This window comes from Paenibacillus sp. PL2-23 (assembly GCF_040834005.1).
Classification (GTDB): domain Bacteria; phylum Bacillota; class Bacilli; order Paenibacillales; family Paenibacillaceae; genus Pristimantibacillus.
The window spans coordinates 2,995,605-3,014,228 of the sequence record NZ_CP162129.1 but is presented as its reverse complement, the minus strand read 5'-3'; the positions used below and the strand labels follow the sequence as shown (position 1 = coordinate 3,014,228).

14 protein-coding genes are annotated in these 18,624 nt (G+C 50.8%); 5 read left to right on the top strand and 9 right to left on the bottom strand.

Annotation, left to right across the window (positions count from 1 at the left end):
• Nucleotides 1-106: 106 nt before the first annotated feature.
• Nucleotides 107-2,446, bottom strand: a complete 2,340-nt coding sequence (locus AB1S56_RS13100) for an AraC family transcriptional regulator (protein ID WP_340868883.1) — start codon at nucleotides 2,444-2,446, stop codon at nucleotides 107-109.
• A 310-nt stretch (nucleotides 2,447-2,756) separates the two neighbouring features.
• Complete coding sequence (locus AB1S56_RS13095; RefSeq protein WP_340868885.1) at nucleotides 2,757-4,826, bottom strand: Ig-like domain-containing protein; 2,070 nt, start codon at nucleotides 4,824-4,826, stop codon at nucleotides 2,757-2,759.
• Between the two features lie 365 nt (nucleotides 4,827-5,191).
• On the opposite strand from AB1S56_RS13095, the gene tnpB reads away from it, so the two are divergent.
• Nucleotides 5,192-6,280: an IS200/IS605 family element RNA-guided endonuclease TnpB gene (tnpB, locus tag AB1S56_RS13090; RefSeq protein WP_367903360.1), complete on the top strand. Its 1,089-nt coding sequence runs from the start codon at nucleotides 5,192-5,194 to the stop codon at nucleotides 6,278-6,280.
• A gap of 52 nt (nucleotides 6,281-6,332) precedes the next feature.
• On the opposite strand, the gene AB1S56_RS13085 is transcribed toward tnpB, so the two are convergent.
• On the bottom strand, nucleotides 6,333-7,766 hold the full coding sequence (locus AB1S56_RS13085) for an FAD-dependent oxidoreductase (protein ID WP_340871822.1): 1,434 nt from the start codon (nucleotides 7,764-7,766) through the stop codon (nucleotides 6,333-6,335).
• A 122-nt stretch (nucleotides 7,767-7,888) separates the two neighbouring features.
• On the opposite strand from AB1S56_RS13085, the gene AB1S56_RS13080 reads away from it, so the two are divergent.
• Nucleotides 7,889-8,722 carry a YihY/virulence factor BrkB family protein gene (locus AB1S56_RS13080; protein ID WP_340871823.1) on the top strand — a complete coding sequence of 278 codons (834 nt, stop codon included), beginning with the start codon at nucleotides 7,889-7,891 and terminating at the stop codon, nucleotides 8,720-8,722.
• Nucleotides 8,723-8,816: 94 nt separating this feature from the next.
• On the opposite strand, the gene AB1S56_RS13075 is transcribed toward AB1S56_RS13080, so the two are convergent.
• The 6 genes from AB1S56_RS13075 to AB1S56_RS13050 form a co-directional block, all read right to left on the bottom strand.
• A complete protein-coding gene (locus tag AB1S56_RS13075; protein ID WP_340871824.1) occupies nucleotides 8,817-9,167 on the bottom strand; it encodes a hypothetical protein in 351 nt (116 codons plus the stop codon).
• 79 nt (nucleotides 9,168-9,246) lie between these two features.
• The gene (locus AB1S56_RS13070; RefSeq protein WP_340871825.1) at nucleotides 9,247-10,887 is read right to left on the bottom strand and encodes a DUF4179 domain-containing protein; all 1,641 of its coding nucleotides are present in this window, start codon (nucleotides 10,885-10,887) and stop codon (nucleotides 9,247-9,249) included.
• Nucleotides 10,859-11,404 carry an RNA polymerase sigma factor gene (locus AB1S56_RS13065; protein ID WP_340871826.1) on the bottom strand — a complete coding sequence of 182 codons (546 nt, stop codon included), beginning with the start codon at nucleotides 11,402-11,404 and terminating at the stop codon, nucleotides 10,859-10,861. The genes AB1S56_RS13070 and AB1S56_RS13065 overlap by 29 nt, the downstream gene beginning before the upstream one ends.
• Nucleotides 11,405-11,542: 138 nt before the next feature.
• Nucleotides 11,543-12,466 (bottom strand): heme o synthase, encoded by a 924-nt coding sequence (cyoE, locus tag AB1S56_RS13060; protein ID WP_340871827.1) that lies wholly within the window; start codon nucleotides 12,464-12,466, stop codon nucleotides 11,543-11,545.
• 108 nt (nucleotides 12,467-12,574) lie between these two features.
• On the bottom strand, nucleotides 12,575-13,060 hold the full coding sequence (locus AB1S56_RS13055) for a VTT domain-containing protein (protein WP_340871828.1): 486 nt from the start codon (nucleotides 13,058-13,060) through the stop codon (nucleotides 12,575-12,577).
• 114 nt (nucleotides 13,061-13,174) lie between these two features.
• Entirely contained in the window at nucleotides 13,175-15,013 is a 1,839-nt protein-coding gene (locus tag AB1S56_RS13050; protein WP_340871829.1) for a hypothetical protein, read from the bottom strand.
• A 144-nt stretch (nucleotides 15,014-15,157) separates the two neighbouring features.
• Between AB1S56_RS13050 and AB1S56_RS13045 the strand changes: the two genes are divergently transcribed.
• From AB1S56_RS13045 to AB1S56_RS13035, 3 genes are read left to right on the top strand one after another with little or no spacing between them, the layout of a single operon-like run.
• On the top strand, nucleotides 15,158-16,636 hold the full coding sequence (locus AB1S56_RS13045) for a spore germination protein (protein ID WP_340871830.1): 1,479 nt from the start codon (nucleotides 15,158-15,160) through the stop codon (nucleotides 16,634-16,636).
• Nucleotides 16,633-17,733 carry a GerAB/ArcD/ProY family transporter gene (locus AB1S56_RS13040; protein ID WP_340871832.1) on the top strand — a complete coding sequence of 367 codons (1,101 nt, stop codon included), beginning with the start codon at nucleotides 16,633-16,635 and terminating at the stop codon, nucleotides 17,731-17,733. The genes AB1S56_RS13045 and AB1S56_RS13040 overlap by 4 nt, the downstream gene beginning before the upstream one ends.
• Complete coding sequence (locus AB1S56_RS13035; RefSeq protein ID WP_340871833.1) at nucleotides 17,730-18,623, top strand: Ger(x)C family spore germination C-terminal domain-containing protein; 894 nt, start codon at nucleotides 17,730-17,732, stop codon at nucleotides 18,621-18,623. Before AB1S56_RS13040 ends, AB1S56_RS13035 begins: the two co-directional genes overlap by 4 nt.
• Nucleotide 18,624 lies beyond the last annotated feature (1 nt).

Sequence of the window (18,624 nt, the reverse complement as noted above, 5' to 3'; positions counted from 1 at the left end):
TTTCAATTGTTCTTTTTTGCATAAGAAAAGCCTTGCTGCACAAGGCTTTTCAGTAGGTATGGAACTATTTTGGCGAAGTGGTACTCTTTTGTTCCACCCCGTCATTCTAGGCTTCCGCCTGCTCCCTGAATTGTCCTGGGGTAATGCCTACCTGCTTTTTGAAGATTCGGTTGAAGTAGCGCTGCTGGTACCCGACCTCCGAAGCGATGTCGTTGATCTTCAGATCCGTCTCGCGCAGCAGCGTCTTCGCCTTCTCAATTCGAAGCTCTGTCAAGTAATCAATAAAGTTGATGCCCGTAAATTGCTTAAAATATTTGCTCAGCGAATATGAGTTGGTGCCAACCATGTCAGCGCATTGCTCCAGTGAGATTTCCGTTGTGTAATGCGCATGGATGAAGTCAATCGTCGCTTCGACCATACGCTTAAGCTCAGTGTTCGCTCTTGCCTCTCTCTCCTCAATAAATGGCGCAATAACCCTCTTCTTCATCCACCGAAGCATCTTCTCCGGCTCCCGAATCTGCGATAAGTGGGCGAACATGTTCTCCCCGCCGAACAGCTGATGAGCGCTGATGCCCGATTGCAGTATGGCATGCTGAATCGTCCCGAACAGCTGCAGCATGCTTTGCTGCACCAGAATTTCCGTGCCGCGGGCGGAGAGCACCTCCTCCAAGAACAGCGTGACGAGTCTCTCCGTCTCCTCCTTGTCCCCGGCTCGCATAGCATGGACGATATCGCGCTCCAGCGTGAACGGATAATGCAGCTCGCCTTCGCCATTGCCGGAGTGGGCGTTCAGCTTGTCCATTTGAATATATTGATTCTGGTTCACGAATTTACGGTAACCCGTCGCGCGTTCAACGTTCATGAACATATCGGGGACCTGCTGAATGCGATCAAGCTGACCGCTTATCGTAATGGTCACCTGCATTTTGATAATACTGTTGATCGCTTTCGTAATGTCCGCGCCTAGTGCTTGAAGCCGATCCGATACCGGAGTATCCTCTGGATACATGACCAATACGGCTACCGTCAAATCATGAAAGTTCATGACGCTGAATTGCTGGAATTGATGAGCAGCCAGCTCTTCAATAATATTGGAGGCTGCGAAGGTGACCAGGCTTTCGTCGCCTTGCGAGAACCGTTCTGTCAGAACGTCATAGCCTGTCAGCTGGATATGCAGAATTCGGAATTGATGGCGTTCAATATCCCAGCCATAGAGCTTCATTCTTGTCTTCAAATCCCGTTCCGTATAGGAGCTGAGATGCCCTTGAAGCAGCTGCAGCAGGAAGCCCGCACGGACATGCGTTCGTTGATCCTCCAGCCGCGCGCGGAGATTCAACCTGTCATCATGAAGCTCATTCCATTGATGCTCCAGGAATTGGAACTCGTCCATGCCGCGCTCCAGCTCCTTGCCCTTATGTCCCGTCAGAAGCTGAAGCAATCTCTCCACAGGCGAATACATCCGTCTCGATGCCAGCCAGGACAGCGCAAGCGCAAGCAGCAGGCCGGAAGCGCTGACGATAAATATCGTATTGGAGAGAGACACAACAGTTGATGTAATTGTTGTAATCGGCGTTGCGGACACATACGTCCATTCGGTGTTCAGCCGCACCAGCTTGCCGTAGGAGACGGAATACGTAATATCCTCTTGCTGATGGATGAACGTTCCCCTCGTTTCTTGCCGCAGGAGCACCTCGGCACGGAGCTGTTCGTGGAAGGCTGTGCTCTCGGATTGGTCGGAGACGAGCAATTCCCCTCGCTGATCCAGAAGCATTGTCAAGCCTTCGTTATAAGGCGTAAGCGTCTTCAATAGATTCATCACTTTATCGCGCTTCAGCTCTGTAACAAGCACTCCGAACGGCGAGCTGCTTTCCCCCGGAATTTTGTGAACCAATACAATCGGCTTGTCGGCATCGGCGGCTTCCGATTGCTCCCCCGAAGCGGGCAGCTTGTCGGTCCAGTATATGTTGGTTCCTTCTTTGATCAACTGTTCGTAACCGGCAATTTGCGTACGATTCCCGAGCTTATAGAATTCAGGCTGGAACAGCGCCGTATCCTCCCCGTCAATAAACAGCTGGACTTGTTGAATGAGAGGATGAGAGCCCTGCAGCATAAACAGCGTTTTGGTAATATCCCGGGTGTCCTTGAAGTGGTAGACAAAGTCAAGCTCCTTCAGATTGGAGCCGAATCGCGGGTTGAATGCCCAATGCGAGATATCCAGCTCTACAGACCCGAACTGGTCGTCAATATTTTGCGCTCTCTCCTGGATCTGGTTCTGATGCAGCTCGCTGATATTCCTCGCCATCGGACCAACCGCGAACCAGTAGGTTGCGAATCCGATAATGAGACCAGGAATGCTTGCGGCCAATAAGAACCAGATGAAGCTCTTGCGATAGAAGCTCCGGCTCGGCTTCCCTGACTTGATCCAGCCGCCCATTCGCAGCAGCATATTGTTTCACCATCCTTCAAATTGTAAAGAAACCGCTTACAATATGATTGGGGGTTCCCCGCATGTTTGTAAAAGTATACTAGATCGCTGGAGGATGCACCATATAAAAAAATGGAGCTTTGTTAACGTGCATGCTCCCGACCATTATAATGACGCGCAGTATCCCCTGCAATTGCACATTTTTGCAGAGGCTGTTTGATGAAGGTTTTGCCCCTCTCACAATCAATGAAAAAACGGACCGTACCGGCATGCGAGGCTCGCTCACCGAGACGGTCCGTATCACAGTGCTCATACAGGTTGCTCCGGATGCCTATACGCCTGTGAACAGCAAACTCATGTCTTCGTTCCCGTTCTTCGTCTTCCACCCATTGAAGCCGGCCGCGTCGGTAATACCAGCCTTGAATGAGAGCTCATATACCCGGCCGGGCGTCATATCCTTGGTCAGCTTGAGCGTCACCTCAGTGACAACCAACTGATTGTTATTGGGCTCGGCACGATCAATAGCCACAGCGGCGCCTTCTTGCTCCCTCAGAAGGAACGCGGCAGCGCTGACGTTCTTCACCGGCTCGCTGAACACAACCTTTATGGATGTGCGGTTCAATACGATGATCTGCTTCGCATAAGGCGCTTCGTTGGCGGTGATCGTCCCGGCGAAGGTGGCTTCGTTCGCGCCGTCCTGTGTCAGCAGCGACTTAACGCCTGTTACCTTGGCCGTGTATACATGGCCTGGCTGGAACAAGCCGGGATTGCTGGCGCTGCCCGTCCGGAATTGAACGGTCACCATCCGGTTCGAGCCGGGCTTGCGAACGGCATATTGGCTCCAGCCGGACATCAACACATTCGAACCATTGTCCTTCAGAATGGTGGCGGTTATGGCCGAGACGTCCGCGTCTGTCACATCTCTATCGAACGCAGCCTCTATTGTATTCTCATTGACCGCGGTCACACTTTGAAGCTTTACCGGAAGGACTGGATTGGAGATGCCTCCGAACAGCAAGCCGGACTTTGTATCCATCACGTTGCCAGCAAGATCGACAATGCCTGACACAGTTAGGGTGTATACGGTTTTGTCTTGCTGCGCCGAAGTGCGCAGCGTGATGGTCCGCCCTTCGTTGTCCAGGCTAGCCGATACAATCGACAGACCCGGTATGCTGTATCTTCCAGTCTGTATGGCGATGTCCCGCTGAACCTTCTCGCTGAATCGGATGGTAAGCGACGCGTCAGCATTTACCTTGAACTCCGACTCCAGGATCGTAGGCTTCGAAGCATCATCGCTGCCGATGATAGACAGGTCTGTTCGCGTATCCATGATGTTGCCGGCGAGATCCTTTACATTCTTAACGGTAAGCGCGTATCTCACGTTATCCGTTTGCTTCGATGTGGTGATCGTGACTTGTCTTCGGTCGGAGGAGTGCTCCAGCTTCGTCAGCTTCAAGCCGCCCGTGAAGGAATAGTTAGCGGGATTGGTAGCCGTCCCGTAGTCTACCGGCTCCGAGAAGGTCAAGACATAGACGCGTGCCGTCACTCGGTCGAACGCCGTAATGGTGGGTTTGGCCATATCCGATCTGGTCGAAGTGTAGGTCCATGCTTTCCCATCAATAATCAAAAAGTGCTTCCGATTCTCCTGCTGATACCCCGTCGTCAGATATACGGATAAGCCATCGCCGCTGACTGTCGCCACAAGAATAGGCACGACGTTGCCCAGGTCATCCCTCAGGGTGAAACGGCCGATGTCCGCCGAACCGGCCTGCGCCTTCAGGTTGACTCTAATGGACTGGACGTTCAGCGCTTCAACGGACTTCACGTCAAGCATGCTTCCCCAGCCCATATACACCGCATAAATGGCTTCCACGAGCACGGCTCGCGTAGCATGGACGGTATAATCGTTCATGGGGGCAATCCAACCCTTGCTTATGACGGTTCCGACAGCTGTTTTCGCCCATGGCGATACGTTGCCCGCGAAGACGACATTGGGGTAAGCCGACACATGATTGATTTTGAGCAGCACGACCGCCAGCTCCTCCACCTTAACGGGGGCGGTTGGCTCGAACCGGTTCTCTCCCTTGCCGACCATAAGGCCTGCATGCCTGACCGCTTGCACGGATGAATACGACCAGCGAGTTTTCAGAACATCCGTAAAGCGGGGCGTGGTTGTAGCGTTCGGCAAATCCAGCAGTCTGTGAAGCACGGTCGCAAATTGCTCGCGGGACATGGATTCGTGCAGGCGGGACGAGCCGTCCTCGAACCCGGTCATAATGCCCTCCCGCTTCAGCGCCTGGAATTTCTCTTCTGTCGTCAGCGACGCCGCTCCTGCAGCTGGTATGGATAGTCCCACAAACAGGGTTAAAGCAAGCCATGCCAAAGCCATTCTCCTCATCATCGGGGCTCCTCCTATAGGTTTCATACTTGATATATCTTTGACGCCGACCTTCAGGGAAAAGTTACTGACAAAGGAAGCAACATCCAAAACTAGTCAGGATTCGACCAAACCTGAGTAAGGTGGCTTAGAGGCAGGGGTATTCTCGGTGTCTATGATAAAGGTCATTTAATTGTAGAATGAGAAACTGAGCAAGAACAGGCTGCCTCCCCCGAGGCAGCCTGTTTCCCATTTAGGGAGCGAATAACTGGGAGAGCGTAGGCAGGGGATGAATCGGGAATTTTGCTCATGGATAGACACGAACATTTGTGCTATAATTGGAATAGGTTAACATTCATCTCTTTTGCAGCGAGGTGACGAATCAGACGATGCTCCAGCATAAAGCCTTCAAATTTCGGATCTATCCTAGTCATGTACAAATCATGCAACTGCGCAAAACGTTGGGTTGCTGCCGCTTTGTGTTCAACCACCTCCTAGCAAAATGGAGTCAGACCTATCAAGCTACAGGCAAAGGTTTGTCCTACAACACCTGTGCAACGCAGCTTCCTGAAATGAAGCGCGAGTGGTCGTGGTTGAAAGAAGTGGACAGCATTGCCCTGCAGTCGGCTGTTCGAAACTTGGCTGACGGATTTCAGCGCTACTTCAACAAGCAGAACGATCTACCTCGGTTCAAGAGCCGCAAGTATCCCGTACAAAGCTATACGACGCGATATACGAACGGGAACATTGCCGTGAAGGGAAACCGTCTGCAACTTCCCAAGCTCGGCTGGGTACCCTATGCCAAGTCAAGAGAGATCGAAGGCCGGATCCTATCCGCTACCGTACGACTAGCCCCAAGCGGCAAATGGTTTGTATCGTTGGTATGCGAGGTTGACATCCAGCCTCTTCCTTTAACGGACAGCATACTTGGCATTGACGTGGGTATCAAGTATCTTGCCGTGCCTTCGGAAGGTCCTGCAATGGATAATCCAAGATATACATTGCGATATGAACGGCTGCTCACGAAATGGCAGCGCATCCTTGCAAGAAGGAAACAAGGCGGAAGTAACTGGTCTAAAGCGAAAAGAAAAGTCGCCCTCATCCATGAAAGGATTCGAAATAGCCGATTAGACGCGATGCATAAGCAGACTACGAAATGGATCCGTGAAAACCAAACGATCTGTCTCGAGGACTTACGTATTGCAAACATGATGAAACAACGACACCTCGCCAAACACATAGCAGATGCATCCTGGGGTGAAATGAGCCGTCAACTGCATTACAAAGCCAAGTGGTATGGGCGAACGATCAAGGAAACACCGGTATTTGCGCCAACGAGCCAAACCTGTCACGTCTGTGGGTACAAGCAAGCAGAAGTGAGGGATTTGAGCGTGCGGGGATGGACATGTGTATCTTGCCAAACGCCACATGACCGAGATTGGAATGCGGCACAAAACATAAAGGCCATGGCCCAGTAACGAATAAAATAGGAACTGTGGGAACCACAGGGATCGCTTGGTGTACGATATTTCAAAAAAATATCGCTACGACTTTGTTCCGTGAGGAGCAGCAACCCAAGAATCCTCCACCTCTTAGGTGGCGGGAGTGTTCAATGATAAGTTTAAGCTCTTCCTTACTATAATCTTTAATTTTATTCACGGCGCCTTCCGACACAAGCTGAATGTCATATTTTTTCTCAATATAATGCTGAAGCTCCGCCATTTCTTCCTCGGTCATATCCAGCAGCGACTTTTGTCCATTTATCTGGCCAAGCATAATGCCGATGACTTCACCGGCAAGCGCTGTATTGGCTTGAATACGCGCGCTTCCGTATGCTGGAGCGGAGGCCCCTACATTTTTTCCGGCGACGACGACATTGGCATAATCCTTCAGCATAAAGGATCGTAAAGGCATGCCATATTGATCCGGTCTGCCTAGACTGACCCCCCAAGGACTCTGCTGAATACCCTGAATATCCAGCGGATAACCGCCAATGCTCACATTGTCCCAGAACATGGTACCCGATAACAGGTCTGCTGCTGTGAGAACATATTCTGTCTCGTAGCGGTCATAATCTCGAATATAGAGATAGTCAGGAAAGTCATTAATTGCGGCTTCCTCCCATCCAGGCAGCTTTTGCTGCAAATGCAGGAGCACCCGTTCCGTTTCAGACTTCCCTAAGGCAACGGCTTCTTGCACACGCGCTTCGTCCGTAGGCTCAACATTATGAATCAGCAATGCGTTAATTAAGGCTTCTCCATCCCCTTGGTTCAGAATATTTAGACCGCGCAAAAATATGTCCTCCCGGCTGGGCGTGAAGCTCCCTCCGACCTTGCCAAAGCCCCACGTAAAGGTATCCGTTACGAAAGTATAGGCCCCATACTTGTCCGCTTTGGCAGAATCGTCTAATGCGTTTACTTCCTTTTGAAACCTTTTCCAGTCAACGCCCTTGAACTTCATCATAAGCGAGGAAGCCATATACGCCTTGCCGTCCACTTTGAAAATGGTTTCAACCCCTGGAATTCGCGTGTCAGATAGTCGGCTTGATAAATAAGCAGCATCGGTGTTCTCCACCCAGTACTTGGCCTGTATCGTTTTTATTTCACCTGAGCTTTTTTTGTACGTGAGCGCCTTCACTTCTTTTCTTTCCCCTTGATTCATTTGTACATCAACGATTTCAATGCCAGACTGAATGGGAATGCCGGACAGCAGTTCATCTACGTACACTTGAAACTCCTCAAGCTTGCGAATGTTTCCCCTCTTAAACTCCTGGAACAAGGTTTTCACTTGGCCTTGCAGAAGGGTATTGCCAGCATCATCGGTGGGCTCATCCAAATACAGCATTTGTCCCTGCAGCAGCTGGCCGCCAACCTTCTCCCTTGGATCCAGCATCAGCACCTTCAAGCCTTCGTCATGTGCAGCGCGTGCCAGATAAGCCCCCTCTAGCTCAGAGCCTATGATCACAACATCGGGATCCTCCGTCTCCGGATCAAAGGAAATCGCCGGTGAATTTCTGTTAAGGGATTTATTGCATTGTTTAAAGCGCGGCTTCTCTTGTTTACCTTCTTATGAGAGGAGTGAGAGCTATGATACGAGATTCCAAGCTGTATCTGCTATTCAAAAATGTCTATTGCCGATTCCGAGATGATGATGTGCCTGCGTTAGGGGCGCAGCTGACGTATTATTTCATTTTGTCGTTTTTCCCCTTCCTGATCTTTGTGGTGAGCCTGATGAGCTTCGTTCAGTTGTCCGGCGACAGCGTTGTTGCTGAGCTCATTCGACTGCTTCCGGAGCAGACAGGCGAAGCCATTGAGGGCATATTGCAGGAGGTCACAAGCGATAGCAGGGGTGCGCTGCTGTCCATCGGTATGATTGCAACGCTTTGGTCAGCGTCCAACGGTGTCAATGCGGTAATTAAGGGCGTTAACAAAGCTTATGATGTCGAAGAAAGCCGGCCGTTCTGGAAGGTGAGAGCGATCTCGCTGGCGGCGACAGTGGTGCTGGCTATTGCTATTATGCTGGCCATTGTTTTGCTTATTTTTGGGGAGGTCATCGGGAGGTTTATATTTAATTGGTTCCCATCTCCGGTTGGCTTCGGTCCGATCTGGGACACGTTGAAATATGTTGTACCCATTTCTTTTATGATTGTTGTTTTTTCGCTGCTCTATTGGATTGTGCCCAATCGTCTGATTTCCTTCAAATCAGCCCTTCCCGGTGCGCTGTTCGCGACCTTTGGCTGGATTGCGACCTCGCTGCTGTTCCAGTTCTACATCAATCATTTCGGCAACTATTCCAAAACCTATGGAAGCATCGGCGGCATTATTATCCTTCTGATCTGGCTGTATATCAGCTCTATTATTATCATGCTGGGCGGTGAGATCAATGCTGCACTTGCGTCATCCTCGTCAAAAAGGGAATAAGTCGAATAAGCCTATGCGCACCAAAAAGCCGGATCGATAAGAGATCCGGCTTGCTTGTCTTATAATACAGTTCCAAGCGGGTGCTGCTCTAGCTCTATCGCTCATAGCCAGGATAATTGTAGTCCGTATCCTGCAGCTTATGAAGGATATTCATCTCCCGGATGTGAGCCTTCGTCTTGTCAGTCCCCAATGCGAAGATGGCGTGATAGAGCCTGATCAAATCCTCGTTAAATTGATCCGTGGCTTCATCGTGATCAGCCGATTTATAAGGGATGGGAGCTCTCAGGTGGGTCGTCTCATCATCCCGCTCCACCTTTTCCAGCAGTTGACGGAGTCTCTGGAGCTCCTCCTCCGTTCCGTGAACCTCAAGCTGCTCATTCATGGAGGGCTCCGTATTCAGACTTTTGTTGGATACAGATACATACAAGGTTTGTTTTAGCGCCATGTTAGACACTCCTTTCCTTCTGGTAGCCTAGTATCTCTTAAAGCCATAGCGCCATGTTTGAATCACCTCCAGCTTCGTGTTACTGAAGCTGCAGCACTGTTGTTGCTTTGGGATCGAACCATACATAAAGGAAAGGGTTCAGAGTCAAGTCGCCATTCGGCACATTGACATAACGTTCGACCTTCCGATTAGTCCCGTTTCCTCCAGGAGGAGTCGGATTCAACTCGGGGAACATTCTCTCGCCATTGATGTTCAGATAGCTTTGGGTAATGCCTCCGAACAAGGGATTGTCGGAAGCCGACTCCACCATTAGGTCCTTGCCGTCCTTGTAATAAGTAAAGGTAACCGTCGCTCCATGCTGCTCCGTCGTAGCCGTCTTCTTGCTTGCGGAGGGCTGGGCCAATGTGACGGCATGATCCGCTTCTGCGCGCTCCTGCGCTTTTTGACCGGATAGAATGACCTGAATGGGTACAGAACCCCAGGCCTTCTGCTCATACCAGCTCGGGAGCTCGAACCTGCGGTAGTATCTTCCATCTTCCGTTGTGTTGAACCCTGTTCCGCTGTCCAATTCTCGTCCATCAGCAATGAGCTTAACCGTTTCATATTGAATGAGCGGTTGTCCCGGTTCTGGAAAGTTTTGCTTTTCGTCGTACATCAAGCGTATCTCAAGAGGGGTAACAACTAATTCCGTAAATTTCATATAGGAATCATTGACAACCGTATCGGGATTCAGCGTCATCGCAAATATCGCTTGGGCCGCTTTTTTGCCAGCTGCCTTGAAATCAAAGCGCCAGCTGCCCTCTTTCCTTCCTGCCTCCTCCAGAGCGGCAAGCTCGAAGCGTGCTTTAGCAAGATCGGCATCAGAGATGTTGAAGGTGCTTTGACGTAAGAGCACATTCGGTTTCTCAGAGGGGAGGAGGGCTGAATTCTGCGGCTTCAGCACCTGATCGCCTGAGACGAGCTGAAGCTGCGGGTTGTGCTTCAAATAATCGTTAACGCCATTAAGCTCATAACGTACGGTAAGCACATTGTTTTCTCGAATGGTAGAAATTATAGCTATGGACTTGGCAGGGCTGCCCACAAGCTGTACAGCTTTGCCTTGGGACTGAGCTGGCTTAATAGCGACTGGCACGCTGGTATATTTGTAGAAGACTAGATGGTCCAGCGTAAGCTGGTAACGCTCCCTTCCGTCTCCGAGATTGTTCTGGACGGTTGCCAAGCCATACAGACGACCCTCTTCGGGAACATGCTTGAGCTGCACTTGAATACCATCCTCCACACCCTTCTCCGAGGCCAGCTGAGAACGATCGAATGTGACGACATCGTATGCCGGAAGGTCGGTATCGTCCATAGTCAGTAGTATATTCATCCGCTGGTCGTCAGTCGCCACGCCGTTCAGTGTCATAGCGATTCCTCCGCTGGTGACGGTGTGATCCAGACGATTCCCAAGCCCTAGCTCGATTGCGTTATAGGAGCTCTGGCCATTCCACAAGCTTTCCCAGCCGCTGTTATGGACGGATGCCACCACGGGTACTGCGGTCATAATCGCAACCGATGCGGCCAGGATGATGGTTTTCTTCTTGTTGCCGGATATACCTGGACGAGTCGTGATAGGACGCACATGACCTAGCCGCTTCTCAATGCGCCCCCACATGATTTCATAATCGGGTTCCCCGGCTCTTGCGATTGCTTCAAGCTTCTTTTCCACTAAATGCGTCATAGCAATTCTCTCCCTTCCTGTTATAGCGTTCCTCAGCTTCTATCCGCCCTCTTAATACTGCCAACCCTTTATGAATTCGCGATTTGACGGTGCCAAGCGGAATGTCCAGCACCTTGGCCGTTTCCTCCAAGGACAGACCATTGCCGTAACGGAGTGACAAGGCCGCGCGAAGCTTGATCGGGAGCTCCTCCAGCCATTTCACAAACTCATCTTGCTGCTCTCGCCTTATCACCTGGTCATCGGGCTGCAAAGGCAGGGCAGGCTTCCTAAGGAAATAGGATAACAGCTCCTTCTGAAGCCCTCGCTTCCTCCGGCTGTATTGATTCCGGCACAGGTTGGCGGCTATGCGCAGCAGCCAAGCCTTCTCTTCGGTTATCCGGCTCCGGTCTTGTCCAAGCGCCTTCACAAATACCTCCTGGCAAATGTCTTCCGCATCGCTCTGGCTGCTGGACATCAATCGGCAAAGCTTATAAACATCCTCCTTGTTGGCCTCGAACAGCTCTTTGTCGCTTTTCATATGTACCACCTCCCCCGTCTGCTTGGATTGCTGTTTGTTATATAAACAAACAACAGCTCCAAAAGGTTCATTTTGCCGATATAAAAAAAAGCCTTCTCTTCCCCACGAGGAGGAATAAGAAGGCTGGTTGAGCAGACCTTATTGGAATAATGGTGCCGCTATACAATACCCGACAATCATCAGCAGCAAGATCGTAATATGATTTAAGGAGAAAATGAACATCGAGCGCGCCCACTGCTCCTCTTGCTGCCGGCGATAGCCTCTGACGCTCATGACAAGCCATACGAGGCTCAGCAGCGCGTTCGCTGCCGCGATATAAGGGTTGAATGACCAGAACAGATAGCTGCTAAGGAACAGCGCTGCCAAGTAGACGTTCATCTGGAGGTATGTTCTCCGTATACCCTTCACGACGGGCAGCATCGGAATGCCGGCCGCTCGATATTCCTCCATGCGGCGAATGGCAATCGCATAGAAATGCGGCATTTGCCAGATGACCATTAACACGAACAAGGCGATGGAGCCAGGGTGATAAATATCCGGCGAGATAGCGGCCCATCCGATGAGAGGCGGCATCGCTCCAGACAAGCTCCCCACTTCGGTATTGTACACCGTTCTCCGCTTGGTCCACATCGTATAAGGCACTACGTACAGGAATAAGCCAAGAAAGCCCATGAGCGCGGCCAAAGGCGAAGCAATATACAGCGCCACCAGTCCTCCAAGCGCAATCCAGCCGCCAAGGAGAAGTCCGCTCCATACATCAATAATGCCGGATACGGTTGGCCTGTTTTTGGTCCGGTTCATCAAACGATCGATGTCCCGGTCATATAAGTTATTGAAAATGCCGGCGGCTCCGATAACAAATGTCGAACCGATCAAGGCCAGGGCCATATTGCCGATCTTGTCCAGAAACGCAATTTGATGGACATACATCGCCATGCTGAGTCCCGCTATCATCGCGATAAGATTTGATTTCACGATGCCTATTTTGATCGTTTCGAAGAGCACCTTGGTCACTGATGTCGAAATCGGTTCAACGCTCATCGCATTGCTTTGCATCCGCATGACACGAACACTCCTTCTAAGTCGATTCTCAAGTATAGGTTACCATAACGAATCGACCAGATGTTGCATCTTTGCAAACCTCATGAATTTGTCAAAAATGTTTGTCGCTTATGTGAATTTCTTCGTTTGTTTTCTCAAATAGAGATAAAGCGCCAGCAATAAAGCAAGGGATATCATGAATCGGAACGCATGCTCCTTCAGAAACAGCAGGTCGTGCATGAGCAAGGTCTCCATGGCGATGGAGGGCAGCTTCCCAATGATCGTAGCGAATAAATAGACGCCAAATGGAATGGAGCTCGCCAATGCGGCTATCGTCACGAATGCGGAAGGCACCGCGGGCGTAATCCGGGCCAATAGGAGCGCAGTGAATTGCTTTCTGCGGCTCATATCGCGCCATGAGCGCTGCCATTTCCAATTCCTCTGTTGCTTATGTAAGAACCACGTTACGCCTTTTCCATAGAGCCAGTAGGTCACAATGGAGCCTAATATTTCACCGATCCAGGAGATCAGGAAGCCAGGCACAAGGCCGAATATCGCCACATTCGCTCCTGACAGGAAGACGGATGGTATAAAGCCGAATATGCTGATTACCATATTAAGCAGAAGACTGATCAGAATGGCCCATGGGCCCCATTCCCCAAGCCATTCTGTGAGGTTGTTTTGCCAATCATAGGGAAGCAGTGATCGTTCATTCCTTTCTATGCCGTGCTATGACGGGAACACCAGCTGCTGCCCTCGATCATTGTTGCCCACGCGTCCATGCAGGTCAATCGCCTCCTGCGCCTTGGTCAGCATATGGTCGCGCATGGATTGATAACGCAGGTTAAGGGCATCGTAAGCTTGCGTATTGGTGCTCGCCAAGTTATCTTCCGTGACATTCTGCGAATAGATGGGCGCGAGCTGGCCTTCCGTTTGCCAATAGCGATGATAACGGGCCGTGCCAACAACTCGCGTGGAGTGGAGCCGCAGCATATCATTGCCAATGCCGAACAATTCATCGCATAATTTCACTTTTGTTTTGCCCTTTACAGAGAAGGATGCATGGGGCGGAACAGAGTCGTTAAAGGTCGTATAATGATCGTTATTCGTGCCTACAATATTCCCGCCGGCAATCCCCAGGAACGTCAGCCAATTGTACCTAGAGACCGCACATTGCTGTTCATATATATCCTGCATATATTGCAGCGCGTCTTGATTGGTGTAATCCGTACGTTGCCCCAGCTTATTGAATATCTGCATTAGCGTGCCCTGCAGCAGCTTGGGCTTATTCCCATCCGAGAAGTCTCGGAACAAATCGGCCAGCTTATCCAGCTTGTTGGCAAGCTTAACCGCCTTTTGTGCCAATTGTTTCGCTTGCGTCCATTCCCCCCTGCCAGCCGCCTTCTTAGCTTCCTTATGATCATCATTCATTCCCTGCAGCTGACCGTCATCCTTGATCCTCAATCGGGCGAATTCTGCCGTAACGCTTTTGCAAAGCGACAGCTCCGGAAGAAGCTCCTCATACCGCTTTTTGCTTGCTTCGTTTTCGGTTACTTTATTTTGCATCGTATGCATGAGCCCACTGGCTGCGGAGGCGGTTTGTCCTGCTTCAACCCACAGCTTATTGGACGCCATATCATCCGCTTTCTGAACCTCTGTCAGGATCGCGTCTTGTCCCGATACGCCAATGCTTTGGGCGCGCTCATATAAGCCGCCCGAATCGCTGGCTTGCTGATTGGACGCCTTCATGCTTTCGTAGCGGTCTTTCCCCTGCTGCTTTGCATTCGCCTCCTGCTGCAGCGTGGTAACCAGTTGCGAGATTTCGGACTGAAGCGACTGGGCGAGGTCATAAGCAGATTTCACTTTGTCTGCATGGGTCTGAATGGCATTGATGACGATGGTATCTTGTTCGTTTACCTGAGTGAGATACGCGCTCAGCGCCGCCTTTTTTTCCAGCAAGGATTGCCGATTGTTTGTATTTTTCCGAACGACCGGGACGGCATTTTTGCTGTACCTTTCAAGCATGATTGTCATCGCTGATGAACCTTCGCCTTTTAGCCTTGCAAGCTCCTTCTTTTTGCCGGTCATGTTAATGAGCGCCGCTTCGGCCTTTTCTTTCACCATTTCATTCTGTGCCAACGATTGAAGCGTTCTGATCTGCTTGGCGGCATCCTGATCCCATTTGATAATCTGATCCTCCTGCTCAGAGGCAGTGAACAGGCATTTCGTGGACGGTCTGGCTTTGGTAGAATCATAGGCTTGGTATACATCACTATTGATGACGCGACGCTGCACAACGGGCGGCTTGGCTGTTCCTATTGCTGGCAGCCTGTTAGGCATGGCTGCTGCTGCTGGCAAGCCGCTTCTCATGAGCTGAGCTACAGCTTGGTTGCCTAACGTTTGCTGCAGGCCAATAGCCTGCGCGGCCGATAAGCCTTGACCAACGCCGCTGAAGTGAAAGCGCCCTGCCCCGTTAGGCGTTGCCGCCCCCTTGGTCCCATTCGCAGCCTGTGGTCCAGCTTGGCCTGGACGCGCCGATCGTGTCCTCGCATCCTTCAGAACGTGCATGAGCTCGCCTCCACGATTGCAAAATTATCCATTTAGCTTTAATGCTAACATATCTGTCCGATTGCACGAATAAGTCTTTGGAACTAGATCTGTCGAATACTGCCAACCCTCCAAGGAAATAATTAGAAGCAAGGGGGGAATTGAATGGGTACGACGATAAAGATGACAAATGAAATCAGCCAGGATCTGCAAGCCAATCTGTTGGAGTTGAATCGCCGCTTCAACAGCGCTCCCGACCTGGTTGTTCGTGTCCTGCAGAGCCCGCGGCTAGAGCGGCAGATCGCCTTGATATACATGGATGGATTAACTGACAAAGCCATTATTCATACCTATATGGTGAAGCCTGTGCTGGAGAGCGGCGATATCGACATGATGGAGTCCACGGCTCCTTTCCTGGTACAGACATCGACATTGGACGAGCTGGAGTCTGCGCTTCTGAACGGCTTCAGTGTCGTCCTGGAGGCGGGCAGCAACGTGGCTCGCATGATGAACGCACAGGGATGGCCAGAGCGAGCTATAGAAGAGCCTCAGCTGGAGGCGACTCTGAAGGGCGCTCATCTCGGATTTACGGAAACGTACAGCCAGAACATTGCGATGATACGCAGATATGTAGCCAATCGCGAATTGAACATTGAGGAAGTGACAATTGGGGATCGGGTTCAGACTAAGATTGCCGTTATATCGATTGGAGATATTGCCAACCCCGAGCTGCTGGAGGAGCTGAAAGGCCGCATCAGCCGTATTCAGGTCGACAGTGTATTGAATACCGGTATGCTCATTGAATGGATTGAAGACAATCCTTATTCCCCATTCCCTCAATTTCTGATGACAGAGCGTCCCGATGTGACAGCCTCCGAGCTGCTGCAGGGCAGATTTTGTGTGGTGGTGGATCGCTCCCCCAGCGTGGTGATTGGTCCATCCACCATGAATGCGTTTTTCCAAAGCACCGATGATTTCGGAACGCGCTGGATCGTCGCTTCGTTTATCCGGATACTTCGTTTCCTGGGATTGCTGATGGCCTTGTTCCTGCCATCCATCTATATTGCGATCATCTCGTTTAATTATGAGATTATTCCCCTGGAATTGCTGCTGACGATAGGCGAGGTGAGAGGAAGCGTTCCATTCCCGCCCTTTATAGAAGCGCTGATCATGGAAATTACGCTGGAAATGCTGCGGGAAGCCGGTATCCGTCTGCCCTCCCCTATCGGCCAGACCGTTGGCATTGTGGGCGGTATTGTGCTGGGACAGACCGCTGTGCAGGCGGGCATCGTCAGCAATCTGATGGTTATCGTCGTAGCGTTCACAGCTATTGCAACATTTATTATTCCGAGCTATGACATGGGGGCAGCGATACGGTTTATTCGTTTTCCAATGATGATTATTTCCGCGATGTTCGGCATTACAGGCATCGTAATCGGAGCGATGATATTAATTGGGCATCTTATTTCGCTGGAATCACTTGGAACTCCGTACAGCTCTCCACTGATGCCTATTCGTATAGCGGATTGGAAGGATTCTATTATCCGATTGCCAATCTGGCTATTGAAGAAGCGGCCCCAAAGCGTGCCTGCGCAGCAGGGGGTCCGTATGGGGGATCACAATCGGGAAGAAGGAAACGCATGAAGAAGCAAGGCATCAATGAAATTACCCTTGTCCAATACACCTTTCTTATTCATGGCATGCAAATAGGCGTTGGCATGCTGTCGTTGCCGTCCGCGCTCGCTGAGAAGGGAGGGACTGACGGCTGGATCGCCTTATTTGTTGGCTGGTTAGCATCGCTTACCGCCAGCATCCTCATCATTCAATTGATGAAGCGTTACCCGGACTGCACCTTGCCGGAGCTGCTGTCCAGAATTATGGGCAAGTGGGCGGGCAAAGCGGCGTATCTCTTTTTCGGCCTATATTACGCCCTGTTCGCCTACACGGTGCTGGCACGTATGAGCTTACATATTGAATCTTGGATATTGCAGCAGTCTAACGCTTCTATCTTCTTTTTGTTATTTTGTATACCCACTTACATGATAGCCCGCAAAGGGCTGCGTATATTGGGTAGATATGCGGAATTTATCTTTCTGTTCTCGCTGTGGATGCTGTACATGTTCCTGCTCCCCCTTCGAGAAGCCCATTGGCTGCATATACTGCCGATTCTGAAGGACGGTATGCTGCCGGTCGTGGATGCAATTCCCTCTACCCTGCTGTCCTTTCTTGGATTTGAGGCGGCGTTTTTTTTCTATGCGGGCCTGAACAAGAAGAAGCATGCGGTAAAGGGCATGGTAATCGCGAATACACTTACGCTGCTCGTCTATGTAATGGTAACGATTGTGTGCTTCGTTTTCTTCAGCCCGGATGACATCTCCTCCTATCATGAGCCGGTGATCAGCTTGCTGAAGGTGATCGAGTTCCGATTTGTGGAGCGGGTCGATATCATTGTGTTCTCAGGCTATCTGCTAATTGTGTCAACAACGTGGATTCCCTCCATACATATCGCGACTTCCTGCGCAAGCCAGCTATTCGGCAGCCGGAAGTTTACGAGGACACTGCTTATTCTCCTGGGGATTGGCTGCATAATCGTGTTTGGCCATGGCCCCACCTTTATCAAAAATAATGAATTAATCAAGCTTTTGAATATATACGGATTCATTGCCGCCTTTGCGCTACCGCTGTTGTTATGGCTGCTGGTCGCCGCATTGCGTCTAAGGAAAGGAGGCTTGACTCCATGATGCGCCGTACCCTTGTCATTCTCCTGGGCTTGGCGCTGCTGACCGGCTGCGAAGATCGTCTGGATCTGGAGGATATTACGCTTGCTCTCATGTCCGGCCTGGACCTGAACGAGGACAACGAGCTCCTTGCTTATATGTCCTCGCCTGTATTCAGTAAGGAAGCGCGGAAAAAAAATGAGGAGATTGGCATTCGCACAGAGACGCTTAGGCAAGCCCGCGGGAAATTTGATTCCATGGCTACGGCCAAGGTTGTCGGCGGCAAGCTGCAGGTCCTCCTGGTGGGACAGAAGGTGCTGGAATATAAGGACTGGTACGCGCTCCTGGACGTCCTGTTTCGCGATGCCAAGAATACCGTGAACACGCGTATTGTCGCGGTGGATGGTTCAGTGGCGGATATCATCAACTTCGCGCCGGAGGACAAGCCCCGGCTGCCTCAGCATGTCACCAAGCTGATCGACACCGCGTCCTCGCGTGGAGTTGTGCCAAGAACATCGCTACAGGAGTTTCGCCGCCAAATTATCGACAAGGGCATCACTCCCTCCATTACCTTGCTAAGAAGGAAAAAGGATATTGAGCTGCTGGGCACGGCTCTATTGGATAATGAAGGAAAGCTGGCGGGTAAGCTTGGACTGACAGACAGCCAATGGCTCTTATTGCTTCAAGGCAAAGGCCAGGAGGAAATATCCATTTCGCTGAAGCTTCCCGAGATGAAGCCCAACACTAACATTTTGAAATCAGGCTATATCAGCTTTTATGCCGTCAAAGCGAATCGTCAAGTGAAGGTCCAATGTAAGCAGGACCGTTTTTATTTTCAAATTCACTTCAAAATCCCATTACGATTTCGGAAAAATATTTTGCCGAGCAGGTTGAAGAACGCTCAGAGGAGCTGAC

Coding starts and splice junctions, on each gene's coding strand:
- AB1S56_RS13100 (WP_340868883.1), bottom strand. CDS start 2,446: ATGCTGCTGCGAATGGGCGGCTGGATCAAGTCAGGGAAGCCGAGCCGG.
- AB1S56_RS13095 (WP_340868885.1), bottom strand. CDS start 4,826: ATGATGAGGAGAATGGCTTTGGCATGGCTTGCTTTAACCCTGTTTGTG.
- tnpB (WP_367903360.1), top strand. CDS start 5,192: ATGCTCCAGCATAAAGCCTTCAAATTTCGGATCTATCCTAGTCATGTA.
- AB1S56_RS13080 (WP_340871823.1), top strand. CDS start 7,889: ATGATACGAGATTCCAAGCTGTATCTGCTATTCAAAAATGTCTATTGC.
- AB1S56_RS13075 (WP_340871824.1), bottom strand. CDS start 9,167: ATGGCGCTAAAACAAACCTTGTATGTATCTGTATCCAACAAAAGTCTG.
- AB1S56_RS13070 (WP_340871825.1), bottom strand. CDS start 10,887: ATGACGCATTTAGTGGAAAAGAAGCTTGAAGCAATCGCAAGAGCCGGG.
- AB1S56_RS13065 (WP_340871826.1), bottom strand. CDS start 11,404: ATGAAAAGCGACAAAGAGCTGTTCGAGGCCAACAAGGAGGATGTTTAT.
- cyoE (WP_340871827.1), bottom strand. CDS start 12,466: ATGCGGATGCAAAGCAATGCGATGAGCGTTGAACCGATTTCGACATCA.
- AB1S56_RS13055 (WP_340871828.1), bottom strand. CDS start 13,060: ATGGTAATCAGCATATTCGGCTTTATACCATCCGTCTTCCTGTCAGGA.
- AB1S56_RS13050 (WP_340871829.1), bottom strand. CDS start 15,013: ATGCACGTTCTGAAGGATGCGAGGACACGATCGGCGCGTCCAGGCCAA.
- AB1S56_RS13045 (WP_340871830.1), top strand. CDS start 15,158: ATGGGTACGACGATAAAGATGACAAATGAAATCAGCCAGGATCTGCAA.
- AB1S56_RS13040 (WP_340871832.1), top strand. CDS start 16,633: ATGAAGAAGCAAGGCATCAATGAAATTACCCTTGTCCAATACACCTTT.
- AB1S56_RS13035 (WP_340871833.1), top strand. CDS start 17,730: ATGATGCGCCGTACCCTTGTCATTCTCCTGGGCTTGGCGCTGCTGACC.